Here is a 16,774-nt window from a genome sequence, read left to right on the forward strand (position 1 = left end):
TTTTTCAACTCTTTCTATTATACCTACTTTTTCCCCTTTGTCAAGGACTTTTTTCCCTCTTTACCGAAATTCTGAAAAGATTAGGGAAAGTTCTCTCAGAAGAGCTTTACGTCCTCTAAAGACTTCTCCTCCCATTAGACGATCTATTAATTCTTGTTTTACCATACTCTGCTTTGATTTGTAATTCTTTAGAAGTTCGTGAAAGAGATAATAATCGTCCAGCCTGAGTCCTTTTTCTCCTAGACGATGGCTAATCTCACTCACCTCTTCATAGGGCTCTTTGTCAAAACGGCGCTTGTGGCTTTCCTGTTTACGGATGTAATCTAGGATACGATTTCTAAACTTTGTTTTAAAGCAGACATAAAGTCGATGGCGCTCGCCCTCTAGTAACTCTGGATTGCGACTCACCAGCTCATACAGACATAACATGCCTTCCTGGTCCCAGTCCTCTTTCTCCCATAGATGCAAATGATAATCTTTGCGACACTTATGGACGATTCCCTTGCTTTCTTCATATAAGTCTTTTAGATTCATAGGCCTCTCCTTTCTGCATTTAGTTTAACAAAATGCGCGAGTCCATGGGTCTACTTCCTCTGTTTTATACTTCTTCCTCCCTCAACAGCACATAAAAAGAGAGGCAAAGCCTCTCTGGGGTTATAATTCTGCAATTTGGTTGAGATTCACTTCTGCAATCGTATCATTACCAAACATAGAGATAATCATCTTCACTTTGTTGTTATCAATTTCAGTAATTTTCCCTGTGTAGTCTGCAAAAGCGCCATCAATGATGCGGACTGTCTGGCCAACTTCAACATCAATATCGAACTCTTGAACAGTTTGTCCCATTGAAACCAGAATATCACGGATTTCTTGTTCCAAAAGTGGAGTTGGTTTTGATCTGTTACCGTGTGAGCCGACGAATCCTGTTACGTTAGGTGTGTTTCGAACGACGAACCATGCTTCATCGGTCATGACCATTTCTACAAGGACATAACCTGGAAAGCGATTCTCTTCAACTTCCTTTTTCTTTCCATTTTTCTCAACTTGCACGGTTTGTGTTGGAATCTCAACGCGTAGAATATTATCTAACATGTTATACGTTTGCGCACGTTGCAATAGATTTTCTTTTACCTTATTTTCATAGCCAGAATAAGTTTGTAGAACAAACCATCCCTTGTCAAAACTATCCATGATATTTCCTTTCATACATATATAGAAGAAAGCTAGCAGAACTTCTCCGCCTTTCTTCTAAAAAATGTTAATAAATCGAATCAAACCTGATACAATCAACTGGTCAAAAATGTAAATGATGACCACAAAGAAGGCTGTGTATTCCATAATAGAGCGAAAATCTCTCCAGCTTTCTTTGCGAGTTGGCCAAGTTGTTTCTTTAAGAAGTTTAAAAATATCCTTAATAAAACCCATCGTTCTCTCCTATCTCGTTTCTCTATGTGTCGTATATTTTCCACAATGTTTACAAAATTTATTTACTTCTAGTCGTGTTGGCTTGGGGTTCCCACTAATTTTGATTGAGTAATTCCTTGAACCACAAACTGCACAAGCTAGGCTTGCTTTTTTTAGTGCCATAACGCCTCCATCTTATCTATTATAACAAGAAACCTAGGCTTTGACAAGCCTCTTAACGAAATAGATTAAGGATTGAGTCCCATATTGTCTGGGCTTTTTCTTTTATTTTAGCTTCTGAAATCGCACGTCCTGCTTCATCTACAAGATTTTGTGCGCGACTACGAATATCTCCTATCGGGTCCTCAGACTGGTTTGTCTCATTTTCAACAACTTGCTTTTTCGTATTTTCTGGTTCAATCCCATTTTGTTTATAAGCATTCTCAACTGTAAAAGTGCTACCTGGAGTGTAAGGCAAAATGGTATTAGCCATACTTCTAAAGACATGGGCTGCTCCATTTGAGGTCGAACCTGCTAGATAATGACTCTCATCTGTTGTTGGGAAGCCTAGCCAGTGGCTGATTACAACATCTGGAGTATAGCCGATCACCCACTGGTCACTGGTATATTCCGGGTTGAAAACAGCTTCAGTCGTACCTGTTTTACCAGCCATAACGTAATCCGCTGGTGACGAACTAATTCCCGTACCATTGGTAAATGTTCCTAGCATCATGCTGGTCATTTTATCAGCTACCGACTTATCAATCACTCGTTTTTGGGAGTTTTTATGACTCTTGATGACCTGGCCGCTGGCATTTTCAATACGAGTGATGAAATGTGCTTCAGGCATTAGACCTCCATTGGCAAAGGCTGCATAGGCTTGCGCCATCTGGAGAGGATTCGTTTCCACACCTCCACCAAGAGCAACTCCAAGAACTCGGTCAACTTTTTCCATATTCAGGCCAAATCTCTCCCCAGCGTCAAAAGCTTTGTCAATACCTAATTCATTTACAGTCGCAACTGCAGGGAGGTTGAGTGATTCCGCCAAGGCCTGATACATAGGTACTTCTGGAGATGTCTTAATACCCGCATAGTTGTCTACTTGATAACTGTTGTACTGCATCGTATGATTATCCAGTTGCTTGTTCAAGGCCCATCCTGCTTCTACTGCGGGTGTATAAACGACTAAAGGTTTAATGGTTGAGCCTGGGCTACGCTTAGACTGAGTGGCATAGTTAAAATTACGGAAACCTGGTTTATCATCACCAGCTACACGACCAACAACTCCACGCACTCCACCGGTCTTGGGTTCTAGAGCGACACTACCTGATTCGGCATGCGTTCCGTCTTCTGCTGTTGGAAATAGCGAAGTGTTTTCGTAAATAACCTGCATGTTTGCTTGGTAGTTTTGGTCAAGCTCTGTGTAGATTCGATAGCCATTGTTGACAATCTCTTCTTCTGTGAGATTGTACTTGGAAACCGCTTCGTTGACAACTGCATCAAAATAGGACGGGTAACGATAATCCGAAACCTTGCCTTCATACTTATCTTGCAGTTGTGAAGCCATATCTACTCCAGCCGCTTCGGTCTCTTGATTTTTATCAATATAACCTGCTGCAACCATATTTTGCAAAACAGTATCCCTACGGTTGGTCGAAGTCTCAACAGAATTTAATGGATTATACAATTCTGGTCCCTTGAGCATCCCTGCTAGAGTGGCCGCCTGATCAAGCGTTAGTTGTGAAGCCGATACACCGAAATATTTCTTACTTGCATCTTCAACACCCCATACCCCATTTCCAAAGTAGGCGTTATTGAGGTACATAGTAAGGATTTGCTCCTTGCTGTATTTCTTGGTCAACTCTAAGGCAAGGAAAAACTCCTTGGCCTTCCGTTCAACGGTCTGATCCTGAGAAAGATAAGCATTTTTTGCCAACTGTTGAGTGATGGTGGATCCCCCTCCAGAACGACCTGCTGTAAGGATAGCTAGAAAGAAACGACCGTAGTTAATTCCATCATTTTTATAGAAGGAACGGTCCTCTGTCGCGACGACAGCATTCTGCAAGTCTTTACTGATATCTGTCAGTTCAACATAGGTTCCCTTTTGACCCGACAGGGCTCCTGCCTCTTTTTCTTCGCGATCAAAAATCAGAGTTCGCGTTTTCAAGGCATTTTGCAAATCATTGACATTGGTAGACTTGGCTATCGCAAATAGGTAGGTTCCTACTATCAAACCTGCACTTAACCCTAAAATGATGACGATTTTTGTCAGATGATAACGACGCCAGAATTTCCGAATTGGGCCTACTTGGGACAATTTTTTTCTATCGCTCCGTGAACGACGCATGCTCGTCGAATCAGACTCCGTGGATTCATTTGTTTCTTTTTTAAAGAGAGAAAGAAACTTCTCAAATAATTTATCTAATTTCATGCGTTTATTTTATCATCTTCACCATAGGAACTCAAGAATTTAGCTACTCCCTATCCAAATAGGGCTTTTTTTGTTACAATATCTGTATGCAATTCACTTTTACATTACCCGAATCCTTGCCTCAAATGACGGTCAAACAATTTCTGGAGGAACAGCTCCTCATCCCTAGAAAAATCCGCCATTTTTTGAGAATCAAGAAGAACATCTTAATCAACCACAAAGAAGTTCACTGGAACGAGATGGTCAAGCCAGGGGACATTTGCCAGTTGACTTTTGACGAGGAAGATTATCCCCCAAAAGAAATCCTTTGGGGCAATTCAGACCTCGTTCAAGAGGTTTATCAAGACCAACATCTCATTATCGTCAACAAGCCAGAGGGAATGAAAACTCACGGAAATCAACCTGGTGAAATTGCCCTTCTCAACCATGTCTCTGCCTACGTTGGTCAAACCTGCTATGTCGTTCATCGCCTGGATATGGAAACAAGCGGTTTAGTGCTTTTTGCTAAAAATCCTTTTATCTTACCCATCCTCAATCGTTTGTTGGAAAAAAAGGAAATCGCTCGTGAGTACTGGGCACTTATAGAAGGGCGAGTAGAGAGTAAAGAACTTGTCTTTCGAGATAAAATTGGTCGTGATCGACACGATCGTAGAAAAAGAATAGTTGATGCAAAACATGGACAATATGCTGAAACACATGTAAGCAGATTAAAGCAATTCCCAAATCAGACTACCCTTGTCCGTTGTAAACTAAAGACCGGTCGAACACATCAAATCCGTATTCACCTCTCTCATCATAACCACCCTATTCTGGGCGATCCTCTCTATAACTCTAGTTCAAAAGTAAGCAGGCTCATGCTCCATGCCTTTCGACTTTCCTTTACTCATCCACTCACCTTAGAACAATTGAGTTTCACTGCCCTCTCGGATACTTTCGAAACAAAATTAAAACAAAATGGATGACACTATCATCCATTTTTCTATATAAAAAAGCAAGACCAGAAGGCCTTGCTTTTATCGACTCAAGAATTATTTAGCGATTTTTGCAAAGTATTCAAGAGTACGTACAAGTTGTGCAGTGTATGACATTTCGTTGTCGTACCATGATACAACTTTAACCAATTGTTTACCGTCAACGTCAAGAACTTTAGTTTGAGTTGCGTCAAACAATGAACCGTAAGACATACCTACGATATCTGAAGATACGATTGGATCTTCTGTGTAACCGTATGATTCGTTTGAAGCTGCTTTCATAGCTGCGTTCACTTCATCAACAGTAACGTTCTTTTCAAGAACTGCTACCAATTCAGTAACTGATCCAGTTGGAGTTGGAACACGTTGTGCAGATCCGTCAAGTTTACCGTTCAATTCTGGGATTACAAGACCGATAGCTTTAGCAGCACCAGTTGAGTTAGGAACGATGTTTGCAGCACCAGCGCGAGCACGGCGAAGGTCACCACCACGGTGTGGTCCGTCAAGGATCATTTGGTCACCAGTGTAAGCGTGGATAGTAGTCATCAATCCTTCTACAACACCGAAGTTGTCTTGAAGAGCTTTAGCCATTGGAGCCAAGCAGTTTGTAGTACATGAAGCACCTGAGATAACTGTTTCAGTACCGTCAAGAACGTCGTGGTTAGTGTTGAATACGATTGTTTTAACATCGTTTCCACCAGGAGCAGTGATAACAACTTTCTTAGCTCCACCTTTAAGGTGTTTTTCAGCTGCATCTTTCTTAGCAAAGAAACCAGTTGCTTCAAGAACGATTTCTACACCGTCAGTAGCCCAGTCGATTTGTTCTGGATCACGTTCAGCAGAAACTTTAACGAATTTACCGTTAACTTCGAATCCACCTTCTTTAACTTCTACAGTACCGTCGAAACGACCTTGAGTTGTGTCGTATTTCAACAAGTGTGCAAGCATAACTGGATCTGTAAGGTCGTTGATGCGAGTAACTTCAACACCTTCTACGTTTTGGATACGGCGGAAAGCAAGACGACCGATACGTCCGAAACCGTTAATACCAACTTTAACTACCATTAGTGATTTCCTCCTTATGAAAATCATGAAAATTTTATTGTGAAAAGAGTAACTTGAATCACTACAAATCACCTTTCAACAAACCTATTATATAACTATTTGAGTTTAATTGCAAGTACGGGCGTTGATTTTCTCTCCTGCTTTTCTACTTTTTCTCCCCCTTTTTATTCATCCATTCTTTTATTTCCAAAGCATATATCTAGAATCTTTTATAATATCTGCATATTCTCTTCATTATCAAGGTGAAACCCCAATTTCAACTCTTTAAGAGTTTACAAAAAAAGAGACAGGATAACTCCTGTCTCTAGGCTGATAAACGATTATTTACGACGTCCTGGACGTTCTGCATAACCATAGTAAGCATCTGCCATGATTTCTTCCATGTCAGCTACCATTGGCAAGCGAGGGTTAGCAGGTGAACATTGGTCTTCATAAGCAAGCAAGGCAATTTCATGCAAGCTGTCTTTCCAAGCTTTTTCATCGATTCCAAAGCCTTTGAAGTTCATTGTGATTCCAACTGCTTCACCAAGATCGTAAACTGCTTTGGCATACGCTTCAACCGCTTCTTCTGGAGTTGAGTGAGGCAAGCCAAGCATTTTCGCGATGTCTTGGAATTTCTCATCAGCTTTCCAGTAGTTGTATTTAGGCCATGTAGTAGTCTTAGATGGGCGAGTACCGTTGTAACGGATAACGTATGGAAGCAAGATAGCGTTTGTACGTCCGTGAACAGTATGGTGAACACCACCAATCTTGTGGGCCATTGAGTGGCTCATACCAAGGAAGGCATTGGCGAAAGCCATACCAGCCATTGTAGACGCATTATGCATTTTTTCACGTGCTTCTGGGTCAGCTGTCTTAACAGATTTTTCCAACCATTCAAAGACAAGTTTGATTGTTTGAAGGGCGATACCGTCTGTGTAGTCGTTAGCAAAGTTTGAAGTGTAGGCTTCAGTAGCATGAGTCAAGACGTCCATACCTGTATCAGCTGCGATGAAGTCTGGAACTGACTCAACCAAAGCAGGGTCAACAATGGCAATAGTTGGTGTCAATGAGTAGTCAGCCAATGGGTATTTACGGTTGTTTTTCTTATCAGAGATAACGGCAAATGGTGTTACTTCTGAACCTGTACCTGAAGTTGTTGGGATACCGATGTATTTCGCTTTCTTACCAAGTGATGGGAAGCGGAAGGCACGTTTACGGATGTCCATGAATTTTTGAACCAAGTCACGGAAGTCGATTTGTGGTTGTTCGTAGAAGAGCCACATTACTTTGGCCGCGTCCATTGGAGAACCACCACCAAGAGCGATGATTGTATCTGGTTCAAATGCTTTCATCACTTCAGCACCACGTTCTACAGTTGTGATGTCTGGATCTGGTTCAACATCTGAGAAGACTTGGATAGTTACACGGTTGCTACGTGCGTTCAATTGATCAATAACACGTTGAACAAAGCCAAGTTTTTCGATAGATTTGTCTGTAACAATCATAACGCGTTCAATATCTTCACATGTTTGAAGGTATTGGATAGAATTGCGTTCGAAGTAAATTTTTGAAGGAACTTTAAACCATTGCATATTATTTCTACGTTTCCCTACTTTCTTGATGTTTAGAAGGTTGATCGCACTTACGTTATCACCGACTGAGTTGTGTCCATATGAACCACATCCAAGTGTCAATGATGGAATGAAGGCATTGTATACGTCACCGATACCACCGAAAGTAGATGGAGAGTTCCAGATAATACGCATTGCTTTGATTTCTGTACCAAAGCGTTTAGCAAGAGCTTCGTCTTTTGTATGGATGGCTGCTGAGTGACCAAGTCCGTTAAACTCAACCATTTGGCGAGCTTTTTTAAGACCGTCTTCTGTATCTTCAGCTTTTAGGACAGCGATAACTGGTGACAATTTTTCACGAGTCAATGGTTCTTTCGGTCCTACTTCTGCACATTCTGCAGCCAAGATGTTTGTTCCTTCTGGAACGCTGAATCCTGCTTGTTCTGCAATCCATGCTGCTGGTTTACCAACGATGTTTGCATTTAGTTTAGCACCTGCACAGTTTTTGCTGTTAGCTTTCACACCGAAACAGAATTCTTCAAGAAGGGCTTTTTCTTTTTTGTTTACAAAGTAAGTGTGATATGATTTGAATTCTTCTACAAATTCGTCATACACTTCTTTATCAATGATAACCGCTTGTTCTGATGCACAGACCATCCCATTATCAAATGATTTAGACATAACGATGTCATGAGCAGCTTGACGAAGGTCAGCAGATTTTTCTACATAGGCAGGAACGTTTCCGGCACCTACCCCAAGAGCTGGTTTTCCACATGAGTATGCAGCTTTAACCATAGCATTCCCACCAGTTGCAAGAATAGTTGCAACACCTTCGTGGTTCATTAGCGCTCCAGTTGCTTCCATAGATGGCTTTGTAATCCATTGAACACAGTTTTCAGGAGCACCAGCTGCAATCGCTGCATCGCGAACGATTTGTGCTGCGTGTGCTGATGATTCTTGAGCTGATGGATGGAAAGCAAAAACGATTGGGTTGCGTGTTTTCAAAGCAATCAAGGATTTGAAAATCGCTGTTGAAGTCGGGTTTGTTGTCGGAGTGACACCACAGATTACCCCTACAGGTTCCGCAATCTTTGTCAAACCTGTAATTGGATCATCTTCGATAACTCCAACTGTTTTAACTCCACGCATATTGTTCACTACGTGTTCGCAGGCAAATAGGTTTTTTGTTGCCTTATCTTCAAATACCCCACGACCAGTTTCTTCAACTGCATGTTGCGCAAGGATACCGTGCGCGTCAAGTGCGGCAACCGAAGCTTTTGCCACGATATAGTCAACTTGCTCTTGGTTCAACTTGCGCATTTCATCAAGCGCAACCAAGGCTTTTTTCACGAGACCATCGACATGCTTTTCAGCAGCAAGTTGTTTTTCCTCTGGGGTTACTGTTTTTTTATCAGCCATATTATCCTCCATAGCCTTTAAGGATGTTATCCTTTGTTAATTTTTTCACAAGTTTATTATAACTCTTTTTTTATACTTTGTAAACAGTTTCATAAGCATTTCACAAAGAAATTTTCTAAGATTGTGATTTTTTTCTCAATATATCTATACAATAGAGTTTTGTCTGGACGATTGTGAAATTATGGAAAAAATTTTTTTATTTCACAAAGTTTTTCTAGTTGATAGTTAGTTATCGAATTCAAAACCAGAAAGCGCTTTCTTTCTGGTTTTAAAAAATAGTCTCCTAACTTGGAGACTACTGTTTTTGCTGAAAAACCCCTTGTTTAAAGGTTCCTTCATAAACGACTTCTTGCTCTGTAGTCAACTTCCCTTGACCTTCAGCCTGACCATTTACAAAATCACCTTCGTATTTCCAGCCATCTTTTGATTGGAAAGTCCCTTTTCCATTAAAGGCTCCATTATTGAAATCACCTGTATATTGGTCTCCATTTTCAAAGGTCAGGGTTCCTTGACCATTCATTTTCCCTCGTACCAAGGTGCCATCATAAACAAGAGCTCCACCATCAAGTTTCAGGACACCCTTTTTAGGCGTATTTAGCAGAAATACCGAAAGAGCACAGAGTACCATTACGACCACTGCAATGAGCTCTAACCTAGGACGAGTTAGGTAAACTCTACACTTCTCATAAAATTGTTTAAGCTTTTCCATTGTCACTCTCATTTTCTAATCGATCTAGCCAGCTTTGACATCCACTTGTAATACGAGCATAGGTTTCCTCAAAATCTCCTGTATACCAAGGATCTGGGACACTTTCAGCCGCAAAAGAGTAGATCTTGTACTGTAGTTCCTGAGGACACATGTGACGCAGATCTGAAAGGTTTGAAGCATCCATACCGATAATGTAATCAAACGATTCAAAGTCTTCCCTGCCAATCTGAAGCGATGTTTTATCTTTGTCATACGGGATCTGATATTGCTGGAAAATTCCTTGCGTTCCCTTATGAATCGGATTGCCATGTCCCCATGATGACGTCGCCCGACTCTCGATGTGGTAATCGCTCGTCATGGACTTCATCACAAACTCTGCCATGGGACTTCGGCAAATATTTCCTAAGCAAACAAATACTATTTTTTTCATCCCTTTTCCTCTCATCTCATAGAAAAACGGGAGTGACAGGTCCCGTTTTATTCTTCGATTGCTCCGCCTTCGTCAACAACTGTTCCTTCTGGTGTCACAGCTTCTTTGAGTGGCAAAACGGTCTTAATCGCAGCCAATTCAAAAGTCAAATAAACGCCATCTACATCCAGTACGATTGTACCTTTCTCAGTATCTACTTCATCCACTGTTCCGTAAAGCCCACCAATTGTAATGACTTCATAGCCTTTTTGAAGCTTGTTCAAGCTTTCCATACGCTTTTGTGCTTGTTTCTTTTGAGAACGTTGCATAAAGAACATCAAGGCAAACATACCTACAAGCATGATCAAAAATGTTAAATTTGGACTAATATTTTCCATAGTATTTTCTCCTTTGTATTTTACATAGGACTACTATATCAAATTTCAGCTACTTTTACAAGGTTGTGCCTTGTTTTTATGATGATAAAAAAATCAGAGTTTTCACTCTGATTTTTGTGATTATTTCAAGTTTTGAACGACTTTGACTAGATTTTCTACCGTAAATCCATACTCTGCCAATACTTTTGGTGCTGGGGCAGATGCTCCGAAGGTATCAATACCGAGAACTGCACCATCAAGACCAACATATTTGTACCAGTTTTGAGTTGCACCCATTTCGACTGCAACACGACGGCGGACTGCATTTGGAAGAATTTCTTCCTTGTAAGCTGCATCTTGTGCGTCGAAGACATCTGTAGATGGCATGCTGACTACGCGGACTTTTGCGCCTTGGCTAGCCAATTCTTTGGCAGCTGCGACCACCAAATTCACCTCTGAACCTGTTGCAATCAAAATTGTATCAAAGTCTGCTGCATTTTCATAGACAACATAGGCACCTTTCGCAACTTTGTCAAAGTCTGTTCCTTCTTCGACAGTCAAGTTTTGACGTGTCAAGACAAGGGCAGTTGGTGTTTTTTCGCTTGTCACGGCAAGGTACCAAGCTGCTTGAGTTTCACGCGCATCTGCTGGGCGGAAAACATTGAGATTTGGCATAGCACGGAGACCTGCTAAGTGTTCAACTGGTTCGTGAGTTGGACCATCTTCACCAACTGCAATAGAATCGTGAGTAAAGACATAAGTCACAGGAAGTCCTTGCAAGGCTGACAAACGAACAGCCGCTTTCACATAGTCAGAGAAGACGAAGAAAGTACCACCGTATACACGAAGTCCACCGTGAAGGGCCATCCCGTTCAAAATCGTTCCCATTGCAAATTCACGAACACCAAACTGAATGTTGCGGTTCAAGCGATTAGCGTCGTCTTGAAGTCCGTCCGTTTTGATATATGTCATGTTTGAGTGAGCGAGGTCAGCTGAACCACCTAAGAAAGTTGGCAATTTAGCAGCTACAACGTTCAAAGCATCCTGGCTTGAATTACGAGTTGCTTGAGAAAATCCATTTTCTAAGGCTGGGAAGTCTGCTGGAGTAACTTTAACTGGATCACGTCCGTCGATAATAGCTTCTACTTCTGCAGCCAGTTCTGGATGAGCCTCTTTATAGTCAGCAACTAATTTAGTCCAAGCTTGATAAGCTGATGCGCCACGGTCTGCAACATTTTCTTTGAAATCAGCATAAACTTGCTCTGGAATTTCAAATGGTTCATAGTCCCAACCGAGAGCTTGGCGAGTCGCTGCAGTTTCATCTGCTCCAAGAGGAGCACCGTGTACGGCATTAGTTCCTTGTTTGTTTGGAGAGCCGTATCCAATAACAGTCTTCACTTCAATCAAAGATGGTTTGCCTGAAGCTTTAGCTGTTTCGATAGCAGCATGGATTGCTTCCAAGTCTGTTCCATCTTCAACCAAGGCTGTATGCCAACCGTAGGCATTGTAACGGTCACGAACACTTTCTGTAAAGGAATCTTTTGTCTCACCATCCAAGTTGATGTCATTTGAATCATAAAGAACCACCAACTTGTCAAGTTTTTGCAAGCCTGCGTATGAAGCCGCCTCACTTGAGACACCTTCCATCAAATCTCCGTCTCCACAGATAACGTAAGTATAGTGGTCAAAGATATTGAAACCTTCGCGGTTATATTTGGCTGCTAGGAAGCGTTCTGCTTGGGCAAAACCAGTAGCAGTAGAAATCCCTTGTCCTAGAGGACCAGTTGTAGCGTCAACCCCTGCTGTATGACCAAACTCTGGGTGACCTGGTGTTTTTGAACCCCATTGGCGGAAGTTCTTGACTTCTTCCATGCTAACATCTTCAAAACCAGAAAGGTGAAGAAGGGCATAAAGAAGCATAGAGCCGTGTCCTGCTGAAAGAATAAAGCGATCGCGGTTGATCCAGTTTGGTTGAGCTGGATTGATACGAAGTTGCTTTGTAAAGAGGCTATAGGCCATAGGAGCAGCCCCCATAACCACCCCTGGGTGACCTGAGTTTGCTTTGTTGATGGCGTCAATACCTAGAAAACGAATTGCATTAACAGATAGATTTGACATAGAATTTCCTTTCTCTTTGAGGTGATTAATGAATCACACATCCTATTTTACTATTATATGAAAAAATGCATAGAATAGCAATAAAACAATTTGCGTTCATCTAACACATTTGATTTTCTATTCCCTCGTCACTTCATAGTACGGAAGCAAGCGCGCATATGCCTCTTCTAGCTTCTCCAATATCGCTTCTACTGACTGATTTGCAATGAAGGAAACATCTGCCTTAACCAAAACTTTACGAACTTCCTGACTTCTCAGCTTCTCTCGTAAAGCACAACGATTCTCCTCAGTAACCTCCACCTTATGACTTTCTCCATTTGAATAGACTAGATAATAAATTCCTTCTACCGCTGGAAGTTCTAAAAGCTTGGCCTGCTTGTCTAAGGTCTGTTCGTCTTTCTTGCGCTCGATGAAACTGACTTCCAAAGAAATCCCATAATTAGCAGGTGTTCCATACAAACGAAGAGCCATCATAGGTTCTGTCACTTGTCCGTCTCTCTGTAGATAGGCCCAGAAATGCGGTCGCAAGCGTTGCGCTTGGTTCATCCACTGACTAGTCTGTTGCAGTTGCCATTCTGGATGACTAGCTTGAAAGGTTTTGGCCAATTCTGTAAAAGACTTCCGAGCCTCTTGACCTTTTTGCCGCAAGGTCAACATCTTTTCTCTTTCATCGCCAGCTTTATCAGGATTACGGTACTGGACTCCTGCAAATGATAGGTATTCTCTAACTGTTTTCAGCATATCTGAATCTTTCCTTTCCTAGCAAAAAATCAGGATGAACCTGATTTTGCTTTGCTTATTCTGCATCTACGACAACATAGCGATTTGGCTCGTCACCTTCAGAGTAACTCGTCACGCCATCCATGCGTGAAATAATGCGATGGATTATCTTGCGTTCGCTATTTGACATTGGATCAGTTTGTTGACTACGCCCTTCCTCTAAAACGCGAGTCGCCAATTTTTGAGCGTAGGTTTGCAAGACTTCTGCACGGTGTTCAACATAATCATTGACATTGATCGTGATGTAGAAGGTTCTTGAATAGCGGTTATAAAGATAATTTTGAGCCAATAGTTGCAAGGCCTTCAAAACTTTACCATGATAACCGATAATACGGCCTGGTTCATTGGTGTCAATTTGAAGATTGATGGTGCGGCGATTGTAGTCGCTTGAAATCGTCCCTTCAACATCCATATCATCTACAATGGTTTGAACGTAGCTAGCTACTTCAGTTGCCACCTGTTCGATGTCATAACTTGGTTCTACTTTCAAGCCTAAATCTTCCAAAGATTGGCTTGTTGCTTCCTGGGTTTCAGTTTCTTTTTCTGGAGCAGATTCCACCTCCTCGGTAGTATCCTCTGGTTCCAATTCATTTAAAATTGAAATATGGCCTGTTTCTTCCAAAATCGTGCTGGCGTGCTTTTCATTTTTCAGGATTTCAGCCTTGACCTCTTCAGAAACGCCTTGACCTTCTTCTTCAATCTTCTTAATCGCTTCAACTACATGCCCCAAATCAACAGTTGCTTCACTTACTGTTTTCACGGGTTCATTTTTTTCATTGACTTCTTTTGGAACCCCTTTAATGGCCTGCTGATTGGCTTTGATCACTGTCGTTTCACTAATCGCTTCGATATCAACTTGAGCTAGCTTCTTACCAAACAAGCCTAAGAATCCTTTTTTCTCTTTCGAAACGACCTTGATGTGGGCCTTCATTCTTGGAATGTCTAATTCTTTCAATCCTTTTTGGATTGCTTCTTCAACCGTTGAACCTGTAAATAATACCATTATCAGATTCCTCCTTATTTTTTCTTTTTCTGTGCTTTTTTCAAAGCTCTTCTCTTCTTGCCTTCTAAATCTTTTTCTGCTTGCGCCACTGCTTCTCTTTCAGCAATAATCTTGAAAGGATTGTTCAAGAAATAGGTTTGCAAAACTTGGTAAGCATTGGATACGGCCCAGTACAAGGCTACACCACTTGGGGCGGAGATGGCAAAAACAAAGATCAATACAGGCATACCATACATCATCCCTGTCGTAGCTCCACTTTTTTCAGACAAAGCTTTATTCGATAACCAGCTACTCAAGAAGGTAAAGACTGCCGCCAAAATCGGAAGGACAAAACTTGTATCTACTCCTCCCAAATTAATCCATAAAAAGTGACCTGTTTTCAAAAAGTCTACTCGACTCAAGGCTTGAAAGAGCGCCAAGAGAACCGGCATTTGTATTAAAATCGGCCAGAGAGAGGAGGAATGTTTGATTCCTAACTCTTTATAAACCTTGCGCATCTCCTGGTCTAGCTGGGTTCTACTTTCCATATCACGACCCGGATATTGCTCTCGCAAAGCCTTGATGCGTGGTTGAGCCTCTTGCATTTTTCTAGAGGCAACCATCTGTGTCTGAAAGACCGGCAATAAAATCGTCCGGATCAAAATCGTGAAGAGAATAATCCCCACTCCGATACTAATGTCAAAGGACAAAAAGCGGATAATTTCAGCAAAAAAATAGACGAATTTGCTCCAAAAGTCTGTCGAATCTGCTGTTATATCGCTAGCTGTACCATTTGTTGCACAGGCTGTCATGATAAACAAGGACAAGCCCAACAAACTAGTCAACTGTAGTTTCTTTTTCACTCCCATTTCCTTCCTGGTAAATCTTTGATAACTTTAATACGTGGAGTAGGTTTTTCTCCATCTCTGCATATTCCAAGGTTTCCACCCCTTTTCGGGCAATCACGACAAAATCAACATGCTCTACTAAACTCCCTTTTACACTTTGTAGAATGTGCCGGATTCGTCTCTTGATTTGATTTCTGGTAACTGCATTCCCCAGCTTTTTGCTGACGGACAGTCCTACTCGAAAATGGTTTTGCTGGTTTTCCAATTGGTAGACAACAAATTTTCGATTGGCAAAACTTGTTCCGTCCTTGAAAATCGCCTTAAAATCTTTCTCTCTTTTTACACGAAAGCTTTTCTTCAAAACTCAACTCCATCTATTAAATTACTACTATTATACCATATTTTTTGAAAAAGCCAATAACAGCAAGGTTTTAGACATTTTCTACATAAAAAAAGCTGGAAAATCTCTTTTCCAACTTCTTTTCACAATCAAATTTTATGTGTATTTACTTATTTTTTCAAGCGCTCAACATCGCGTGCAATCACCAATTCTTCATCTGTTGGAATAACCAAGACACGGATTTTCGCTGCGTCAGTTGAGATGTCTCCCGTTACGCCAAAGACGTTCTTTTCTGGATCCACATCACAACCAAACCAAGAGATACCTGAAATGACATCCTCACGAACCAAAGCTGCATTTTCACCGATACCTGCTGTGAAGATAATCGCATCTGCTCCATTTAGGACTGCAAGGTATTGACCGATATGTTTTTGGATACGATCAACATACATTTCATAAGCCAAAGTCGCATCATGGTCTCCTGCTTCCATAGCAGCAATCACATCACGCATATCGCTTGACTGACCAGAAACTCCCATGAGCCCTGATTCACGATTGAGAACGCGACTAATATCTTCTGGGGTATTGAAATCCTCTGTATATTGCATGAGATAAGGGATGATAGCAGGGTCAATATCTCCTGTACGAGTTCCCATCATCACACCGCCGAGTGGTGTGAATCCCATAGAAGTATCCACAGATTTCCCACCCTTAACAGCTGTGATAGAAGCCCCGTTACCAATATGGCAGGTAATCAATTTCAAATCTTCTAGAGGACGACCCAAAAGTTTCGCTGCTTCTCCAGCTACAAACTGGTGGCTTGTCCCGTGGGCACCATATTTACGAACCTTGTTGTCTGTGTAGTATTTAGTTGGTAGAGGGTAGCGATAAGCCTTCTCTGGCATGCTTGTGTGGAATGAGGTATCAAATACGACAACACTGGTAATATCTGGAAGCAATTCCTTAAATGCGCGAATTCCAGCTGCGTTAGCTGGATTGTGAAGAGGAGCCAACAGTCCCAATTCCTCAACTTTTTCTAACACATCTCCCTCAACAACTGTTGATTCCTTGAAATATTCACCACCTGCAACGACGCGGTGGCCGACACCTGTAATCTCATCGTACCCTTTGATAATGTCAAAACGAATCAAGTCATCCAATAAAATTTTAACGGCTTGTGTGTGGTCTTCAATATCAAGAATTTGTTGCTCCGAACGACCGTCAAATTTTACTGTTGAAATTGAATCTTTCAATCCAATACGTTCAATCAAGCCTTTAGCCAAAACTTTTTCCTCAGGCATTTGATAAAGTTGCCATTTCAAGCTTGAGCTTCCTGCATTGATTGCAATTGTTTTTGTCATAAGATGA

General features: G+C 41.4%; 17 protein-coding genes. 1 reads left to right on the forward strand and 16 read right to left on the reverse strand.

The window, feature by feature from the left end:
* Positions 1–60: 60 nt before the first annotated feature.
* The 5 genes from HMPREF8578_RS03370 to pbp2a all read right to left on the reverse strand — a co-directional run bounded on the left by HMPREF8578_RS03370 (position 61) and on the right by pbp2a (position 3,835).
* Positions 61–534 (reverse strand): hypothetical protein, encoded by a 474-nt coding sequence (locus HMPREF8578_RS03370; RefSeq protein WP_001049307.1) that lies wholly within the window; start codon positions 532–534, stop codon positions 61–63.
* A gap of 120 nt (positions 535–654) precedes the next feature.
* On the reverse strand, positions 655–1,191 hold the full coding sequence (nusG, locus tag HMPREF8578_RS03375; RefSeq protein WP_000376732.1) for a transcription termination/antitermination protein NusG: 537 nt from the start codon (positions 1,189–1,191) through the stop codon (positions 655–657).
* Between the two features lie 57 nt (positions 1,192–1,248).
* Entirely contained in the window at positions 1,249–1,425 is a 177-nt protein-coding gene (secE, locus tag HMPREF8578_RS03380; protein ID WP_000505776.1) for a preprotein translocase subunit SecE, read from the reverse strand.
* 9 nt (positions 1,426–1,434) lie between these two features.
* On the reverse strand, positions 1,435–1,587 hold the full coding sequence (gene rpmG / locus HMPREF8578_RS03385) for a 50S ribosomal protein L33 (protein ID WP_001809375.1): 153 nt from the start codon (positions 1,585–1,587) through the stop codon (positions 1,435–1,437).
* 52 nt (positions 1,588–1,639) lie between these two features.
* Entirely contained in the window at positions 1,640–3,835 is a 2,196-nt protein-coding gene (pbp2a, locus tag HMPREF8578_RS03390) for a penicillin-binding protein PBP2A (RefSeq protein WP_000762601.1), read from the reverse strand.
* 86 nt (positions 3,836–3,921) lie between these two features.
* On the opposite strand from pbp2a, the gene HMPREF8578_RS03395 reads away from it, so the two are divergent.
* The gene (locus tag HMPREF8578_RS03395; RefSeq protein ID WP_001160822.1) at positions 3,922–4,797 is read left to right on the forward strand and encodes an RluA family pseudouridine synthase; all 876 of its coding nucleotides are present in this window, start codon (positions 3,922–3,924) and stop codon (positions 4,795–4,797) included.
* A gap of 66 nt (positions 4,798–4,863) precedes the next feature.
* On the opposite strand, the gene gap is transcribed toward HMPREF8578_RS03395, so the two are convergent.
* The 11 genes from gap to HMPREF8578_RS03450 all read right to left on the reverse strand — a co-directional run bounded on the left by gap (position 4,864) and on the right by HMPREF8578_RS03450 (position 16,767).
* Positions 4,864–5,871, reverse strand: a complete 1,008-nt coding sequence (gap, locus tag HMPREF8578_RS03400; RefSeq protein WP_000260679.1) for a type I glyceraldehyde-3-phosphate dehydrogenase — start codon at positions 5,869–5,871, stop codon at positions 4,864–4,866.
* A gap of 320 nt (positions 5,872–6,191) precedes the next feature.
* The gene (gene adhE / locus HMPREF8578_RS03405; RefSeq protein WP_000763997.1) at positions 6,192–8,843 is read right to left on the reverse strand and encodes a bifunctional acetaldehyde-CoA/alcohol dehydrogenase; all 2,652 of its coding nucleotides are present in this window, start codon (positions 8,841–8,843) and stop codon (positions 6,192–6,194) included.
* Between the two features lie 295 nt (positions 8,844–9,138).
* Complete coding sequence (locus tag HMPREF8578_RS03410; protein WP_000413190.1) at positions 9,139–9,552, reverse strand: MORN repeat-containing protein; 414 nt, start codon at positions 9,550–9,552, stop codon at positions 9,139–9,141.
* Positions 9,539–9,982, reverse strand: coding sequence for a low molecular weight protein-tyrosine-phosphatase (locus tag HMPREF8578_RS03415; protein ID WP_000724853.1), 444 nt, complete (start codon positions 9,980–9,982; stop codon positions 9,539–9,541). The genes HMPREF8578_RS03410 and HMPREF8578_RS03415 overlap by 14 nt, the downstream gene beginning before the upstream one ends.
* A 47-nt stretch (positions 9,983–10,029) precedes the next feature.
* Positions 10,030–10,350 carry a preprotein translocase subunit YajC gene (yajC, locus tag HMPREF8578_RS03420; RefSeq protein ID WP_025168800.1) on the reverse strand — a complete coding sequence of 107 codons (321 nt, stop codon included), beginning with the start codon at positions 10,348–10,350 and terminating at the stop codon, positions 10,030–10,032.
* A gap of 129 nt (positions 10,351–10,479) precedes the next feature.
* The gene (tkt, locus tag HMPREF8578_RS03425) at positions 10,480–12,456 is read right to left on the reverse strand and encodes a transketolase (protein ID WP_000067910.1); all 1,977 of its coding nucleotides are present in this window, start codon (positions 12,454–12,456) and stop codon (positions 10,480–10,482) included.
* A gap of 117 nt (positions 12,457–12,573) precedes the next feature.
* Positions 12,574–13,197 (reverse strand): hypothetical protein, encoded by a 624-nt coding sequence (locus tag HMPREF8578_RS03430; RefSeq protein ID WP_000921430.1) that lies wholly within the window; start codon positions 13,195–13,197, stop codon positions 12,574–12,576.
* 55 nt (positions 13,198–13,252) lie between these two features.
* Positions 13,253–14,239, reverse strand: coding sequence for an RNA-binding cell elongation regulator Jag/EloR (jag, locus tag HMPREF8578_RS03435; RefSeq protein ID WP_000242582.1), 987 nt, complete (start codon positions 14,237–14,239; stop codon positions 13,253–13,255).
* 14 nt (positions 14,240–14,253) lie between these two features.
* Positions 14,254–15,081 carry a membrane protein insertase YidC gene (locus HMPREF8578_RS03440; RefSeq protein WP_000728099.1) on the reverse strand — a complete coding sequence of 276 codons (828 nt, stop codon included), beginning with the start codon at positions 15,079–15,081 and terminating at the stop codon, positions 14,254–14,256.
* Positions 15,056–15,427 carry a ribonuclease P protein component gene (rnpA, locus tag HMPREF8578_RS03445; RefSeq protein ID WP_000748120.1) on the reverse strand — a complete coding sequence of 124 codons (372 nt, stop codon included), beginning with the start codon at positions 15,425–15,427 and terminating at the stop codon, positions 15,056–15,058. The genes HMPREF8578_RS03440 and rnpA overlap by 26 nt, the downstream gene beginning before the upstream one ends.
* A 149-nt stretch (positions 15,428–15,576) precedes the next feature.
* The gene (locus HMPREF8578_RS03450; RefSeq protein ID WP_000167789.1) at positions 15,577–16,767 is read right to left on the reverse strand and encodes an acetate kinase; all 1,191 of its coding nucleotides are present in this window, start codon (positions 16,765–16,767) and stop codon (positions 15,577–15,579) included.
* Between the last annotated feature and the right edge of the window lie 7 nt (positions 16,768–16,774).

It is taken from the genome of Streptococcus oralis ATCC 49296 (genome assembly GCF_000185265.1).
GTDB lineage: Bacteria > Bacillota > Bacilli > Lactobacillales > Streptococcaceae > Streptococcus > Streptococcus oralis_BC.